Below are 5,793 nucleotides of genomic sequence, written 5' to 3' on the forward strand. Positions count from 1 at the left end.
GATACTCCTGATCTTTTTATTCCTCCACGCATCTATAGAAAAATAGTGATGCATAGGGAGAAAAACGAAGATCATACAAAGCAGCATCAACAAATAATAATGATTGTTATATGAAGATTTCTGCATCAGATACACCGAGGCCCACATAACCCCGTAAGCAAACATACTAAGTCGGTATTTAAAGCCCAGCATCACAAATATGCCAAAAAGCCCCATCACTCCATAATACCAAAGCATTCCGTTGCCGGGAAGAGGCTGAAGAAATTCGAAACCAATGAAATTAAAGGTGAACTGGGGTTCTATTAGAGTACGTTCTATCCAACCTGTCCAGATCGCGCCCCAGGCTTCGATGGTGATAAGCAGACCAAAAAATACCCTGAAAACAATAAGTGCCGAATTATCGACCTGCTTAAAAAGCCACCTATCCAGCATAATTATCCCTGATATATTGTTTAGCAAAGAATTCATCCTGCTTCATCGCAACCTTAAGAGCATCGACAGAATCGAACTTTCTTTCATCCCTAATTCTTATCAGCATTTCAATTTTTAGCGTTCTTCCATATAGATCTTTATGAAGGTCGAAGAAATAGGTTTCTATAGTTCTTTTTGTCCCTCCTACGGTAGGATTAGTGCCAATATTCATCATTCCGAAGAAAATTTCTCCATCTATTTCAGCCTTTGCTACGTAAACTCCATCTTTTGGAATTAGTTTATAATCTTCGGCGACATGAAGGTTTGCTGTAGGATAATTAAAATCTTTGCCAAGACCACGACCTTTAACCACGGTTCCGGAAAGGGAAAATGCCTGTTGTAAATAATTATTTGCACGTTCTACGCGGCCTTCCTGAAGGGCTTTCCTTATTTTAGTAGAACTCACGGCGACCTGGTCTACTTCTTCCTTGGTGATCTCTTCTACTTCAAATCCAAACTGCTCACCAAATTCCTTCAGGTTATTGATATCGGCAGTACGATTGCGGCCAAATCGATGATCATAACCAATGATTACTCGCCGGGCCTTTAATTTATTAACCAGAATATCCCTGACAAATTCCAGGGCGGTTAGCCGGGAAAACTGATGAGTGAAAGGATGTACAACGAGGTGGTCTATTCCAGTTTTGGAAAGTATCTCCTTTCGCTCTTCTATAGTATTGATAAGTTTAATATCAGAATCCTGCTGAAGAACCATCCTGGGATGCGGAAAAAAAGTAAGTATCACCGATTCCAGGTTTCCTGCTTTCGCGGAATTCACAAGACGCTCAATGATTTTCCTGTGGCCAACGTGCACCCCATCAAAGGTGCCGATAGTTACCACTGTTTGTCGCTCGCTGCTAAAAGAATTAGCTCCATTGTATTCTTTCACAGCTGCTTATTTTCCGTTAAAAGTGTTCATAGTAATATTAACTCCGGCAGTCCCGAAAGATTTTATAAGTTCGCGGGATTTCTCCAGGCGTTCGGGTAGTTCTTTCAGCTCTGCTTCACCCCATTCCCCCAACACATAATCTACCTGTTGACCTTTGGAGAATTCATCGCTTATTCCAAAACGGAATCGGTTATATTTTGTAGTATTTAAGGTATTCTGGATATCCTTTAACCCGTTGTGCCCTCCATCGCTACCTTTGGTTTTTAATCTTATAGTACCAAAAGGTAAATTAAGATCATCGGTAATCACTAGCAGGTTTTCCAACGGAACTTTTTCCTTCTGAAGCCAGTAATTAACGGCTTTTCCACTAAGATTCATATAGGTTGAAGGTTTCAGCAAAACAAAGGTTCTGCCTTTATATTTGAATCGCGCTATATCTCCCAGTTTATCGGTGTTAAAGCTGGTTTCTTCTTTTTCAGCAAGGTATTCCACTATTTTGAATCCTATATTATGACGCGTATTTTCATACTTAGCACCAATATTCCCGAGGCCTACTATCAAAAATTTCTTCATGGGATCTGTTTCTTCTTCCCGGGGTTTTTTAGTATTGAGTAATCTTCCGAAGAAAGAAAGCATAGTTTTGTTTTGGTAAAGATAAAATTATTAAAATTCTTTACAACGAAGTCTCCAAAAAGCGCAGGATACTAAATAAAAAAGCACCCCATAAGGGATGCTTTAAAGTTTTAACCAGAAAAGGAAAGACTAATTATTTTCTCCTTCTTTTACTGCAGCTTCGTCTGAAGATTCAGTTGCTGGTACTTCATCTGCTGGTACCTCATCTTCTTCTTCGTCCTCAAGAGCAACGATATTACGAGATGTTCTAACCTGGCAAATTACAGTGTTATCCGGGTGCTGAATTTTGTATTTCTCATCTTCAACAGCGGTAACGTATAGTTTTTGTCCAATTTTTAGCGGAGTTACATTCGCTTCGATAAAATCTGGCAAATCTCCCGGCAATCCTCTAACTTTAAGACGACGCAGGTTGTAACGCAATACTCCACCATTCTTAACCCCACGGGCCACACCTACTGTGTGAATTGGGATTTCCATAGAAATTGGTTTGTCTTCATAGATTTGGTAGAAATCTACGTGCATGATAGCATCAGTTACCGGGTGGAATTGAATATCCTGAAGTATAGCGTCGAATTTTTCTCCGCCTTCCAGTTTAATTTCCACGGTATGCACGTCAGGGGTGTAAACCAGGTGATTAAACGCAATTTCATCTGCTGTAAAGTGTAATGGCTTGGCATCTCCCCCGTATAATACGCAAGGAACCTTTCCAGCATTACGTATGGCTTTTGTTGACTTCTTGCCTACGCTTTCTCTTTTAGATCCGTTGATCGTTATTGATTTCATTTGGTAAAAATTTTTAGGCTGCAAAAGTAATCTTTTTTTGCAGCTATTAAAAACTTAAAAATGAATTATTTGGAAATCTCTTACCTCAGCCCCTTTTTCAGATGTTTACATGATAAATTTAGAGCTAATAGATTCATTTTCATGAACCCGCTTCATCACATCGGCAACGAGATCGGCGCAGGTTACCACCTTTATTTTTTTACTTTTCTTTTTCAGCGGAATAGAATCAGTAACAATTAGTTCCTGCAGTTTAGAGTTTTCTATACGCTCGTAAGCCTCGCCGGAAAGCACTGGGTGAGTACAAATTGCCCGAACACTAATTGCACCACGATCCATCATCACATCAGCCGCCTTAGTTAATGTTCCTGCAGTATCTACCATATCATCCACTAAAACCACATTCTTTCCTTCAACATTCCCAATCAATTCCATGTGAGAAATTTTATTGGCTTTAGCTCGCTGCTTATAACAGATCACAACATCGCTTTCCAAAGCTTTGGAATAGGCGTAAGCTCTTTTCGAACCTCCCATATCTGGAGATGCAATGGTTAGATTATCTAAATTAAGTGCTCTTAGGTGAGGAAGAAATACAGTGGAGGCATAGAGATGATCTACAGGTTTTTCAAAGAATCCCTGGATCTGATCGGCATGAAGATCCATGGTGATAATTCTTGTGGCTCCTGCGGTTTCCAGTATGCTGGCAACCATTTTAGCGGCGATAGGCACCCTGGGTTTGTCTTTCCGGTCTTGCCTTGCCCATCCAAAATAGGGAAGAACCGCTGTAATATGCCTTGCTGAAGCGCGTTTAGCGGCATCAAGCATTAAAAGCATTTCCATAAGGTGATCTGAGCCGGGGTGAGTAGACCCAATAATAAAAACCCGCGAACCGCGAACCGATTCTTCAAACGAAGGCTGGAATTCACCATCACTGTACGTGGAGGTGATTACATTTCCGAGCTTGGTTCCATAAGAAGCTGCGATTTTTTCGGCAAGTTCCCGGCTTTGAGTACAATTGAAAATTTTTGCCTCGGGGTTGAAGTTAGCCATGCTGTTGTGTTGTTTGGTGTTAATTAAATTGTGCGCTGCAAATTTAAAAATTATATCTATTTAAAAGCTTTATGTGGCAGATGCTTACCAACAAATTTTGCTCGCTGGACTAATAGTTAAGAAAGAGCCTAAAATTTAAAAAATCTAAGTTCTAAAATAGAAATTTTTTATACTTTTGCCGTCCAATTCAATTTGCCTTGGTGGCGGAATTGGTAGACGCGCTGGATTCAAAATCCAGTGTCTTCGGACGTGCGGGTTCGATTCCCGCCCAAGGTACAAAACCGAAAACCTCTGAGCTTCAGGGGTTTTTTTATTTTTATTAAATGAATTTCTTATATTTATTTTCCCGTCAAACCTATTTTATGTTAGAGATAATTCTAAATCTTTAGCATAATGAGAGATGAAAGACTATCCAGGCTTTTAAAGTTCCTCTTTTTATTATTCAGTATAATCGTAGCAGTGTATATTGTATCCAAAATGTCGGGTTAAGCCCCAGGCTGATCTTCAATTACAGTTTTCTATCCTGTATAAACTCAGTAAGGTACTTTCTACGTAATTTAGAGTGATAATATTTTCCCGACATTTATATTTGTTAAACAACATTCACTTAATTGGAGTTCTACAAGAAAATAAATGAGAATCAACCTATCCAATACCTTATTGGAATAGGCACTATTATTTTGGTTTCACTTTTTTCTTATCTTTTTATTGACATTATTGGCTACCAGGTTGTGGCCCTAATTCTTCTGCTCGCTGTTTCTATTCTGGCAATGTTCTTTGAAATTTTGCCTATAGTTACGGTAGCTGTTTTAAGTGCACTGATCTGGAATTTCTTCTTTATTCAACCACAATACACTTTTAAAATAAGTACTCCGGAAGACGCACTTTTCTTCTTAATGTACTTCATGATAGCTGTAATGAATGCTGTTTTTACCACAAAGATCAGGAAAGCCGAAGCCGCTACCCGGAAACGCAAAGAAAGAGATAAAACCCTGGAATTATACAACACCATGCTAAACTCACTTTCGCATGAATTAAAAACCCCAATCGCAGCCATAATTGGATCTGTTGACACCCTTAAGGAAACGGAAAAACTATCTGAGCAGAATAAAAATGACCTTTACACCGAAATTGAGATTGCCGGGAACAGGTTAAACCGACAGGTTAAAAATCTACTGAATATGAGTAGGTTAGAAAGTGACTCCATACATCTGCAATTGAACTGGTATGATATTAATGAATTGATTTATGGAGTTATTCAACTTAATAAACCCGATTCTGCAGAACATCAAATTATTTTTATACCGGATGATGATCTCCCGCTTTTCCAATTAGATGCAACCTTAGTTGAGCAAATTTTGCATAATATCCTTCATAATGCCCTGCAATATACACCTCCCGGGACGACCATCGAATTCAAGGTGTCACATACTTCAGGCGAGTGCATTATTGATATTCTCGACAATGGTAAGGGCTTTCCGAAGAATAAAATTGACCGGGTTTTTGAAAAATTTTATCGATTGCCCAATTCGGCAACCGGGGGTACGGGCTTAGGACTTTCTATCGCCCAGGGATTTGCCAGGGCTCACAATGGAAGCATTCAATTAAAAAACCGATCTTCGGGCGGAGCGCACTTTACGGTTAGAATACCAGCGGCAATGACCGATCCAAAAAATTATCAAAATGAATAATGCTGAAATACTTGTTATCGATGATGAGCCTCAAATCAGGAAATTGCTTAAAATTTCCCTGGAAAGCAATGATTATAAGGTTATTTTAGCTGAAACCGGAACAGAGGGCCTCCATCTTTCCGCAAACCATACTCCCGATCTCATTATTCTTGATCTGGGCTTACCCGATAAAAATGGCCATGAAATATTAAAGGAATTACGGGAGTGGTATGATAAATCTATAATAATCCTTTCTGTGCAGGATGAAGAGGCCGATATCATTAAAGCATTGGATAACGG

7 protein-coding genes and 1 tRNA gene are annotated in these 5,793 nt (G+C 39.3%); 3 read left to right on the top strand and 5 right to left on the bottom strand.

The genetic code is table 11. The features are described 5' to 3' along the window. From ACESK1_RS07795 to ACESK1_RS07815, 5 genes are all read right to left on the bottom strand, one after another. On the bottom strand, positions 1 to 432 hold a 432-nt coding region (locus ACESK1_RS07795), incomplete at its 3' end, for an HTTM domain-containing protein (protein WP_372919627.1). Further along, entirely contained in the window at positions 422 to 1,360 is a 939-nt protein-coding gene (locus tag ACESK1_RS07800) for a bifunctional riboflavin kinase/FAD synthetase (RefSeq protein WP_372919629.1), read from the bottom strand. The genes ACESK1_RS07795 and ACESK1_RS07800, both read right to left, overlap by 11 nt. Before the next feature lie 6 nt (positions 1,361 to 1,366). Continuing rightward, positions 1,367 to 1,996: an aminoacyl-tRNA hydrolase gene (gene pth / locus ACESK1_RS07805; RefSeq protein ID WP_372919631.1), complete on the bottom strand. Its 630-nt coding sequence runs from the start codon at positions 1,994 to 1,996 to the stop codon at positions 1,367 to 1,369. A 126-nt stretch (positions 1,997 to 2,122) separates the two neighbouring features. Further along, the gene (locus ACESK1_RS07810; protein ID WP_372919632.1) at positions 2,123 to 2,776 is read right to left on the bottom strand and encodes a 50S ribosomal protein L25/general stress protein Ctc; all 654 of its coding nucleotides are present in this window, start codon (positions 2,774 to 2,776) and stop codon (positions 2,123 to 2,125) included. A gap of 105 nt (positions 2,777 to 2,881) precedes the next feature. Continuing rightward, positions 2,882 to 3,823 carry a ribose-phosphate pyrophosphokinase gene (locus tag ACESK1_RS07815; protein ID WP_372919633.1) on the bottom strand — a complete coding sequence of 314 codons (942 nt, stop codon included), beginning with the start codon at positions 3,821 to 3,823 and terminating at the stop codon, positions 2,882 to 2,884. A 194-nt stretch (positions 3,824 to 4,017) separates the two neighbouring features. On the opposite strand from ACESK1_RS07815, the gene ACESK1_RS07820 reads away from it, so the two are divergent. The 3 genes from ACESK1_RS07820 to ACESK1_RS07830 all read left to right on the top strand — a co-directional run. Further along, positions 4,018 to 4,099, top strand: a tRNA-Leu gene (locus tag ACESK1_RS07820). Between the two features lie 335 nt (positions 4,100 to 4,434). Further along, positions 4,435 to 5,514, top strand: coding sequence for an ATP-binding protein (locus ACESK1_RS07825; RefSeq protein WP_372919634.1), 1,080 nt, complete (start codon positions 4,435 to 4,437; stop codon positions 5,512 to 5,514). Next, a partial coding sequence (locus ACESK1_RS07830; RefSeq protein WP_372919635.1) for a response regulator occupies positions 5,507 to 5,793 on the top strand: 287 nt, incomplete at its 3' end. The genes ACESK1_RS07825 and ACESK1_RS07830, both read left to right, overlap by 8 nt.

Origin of the sequence: Salegentibacter sp., from assembly GCF_041642575.1 — a bacterium.
Classification (GTDB): Bacteria; Bacteroidota; Bacteroidia; order Flavobacteriales; family Flavobacteriaceae; genus Salegentibacter.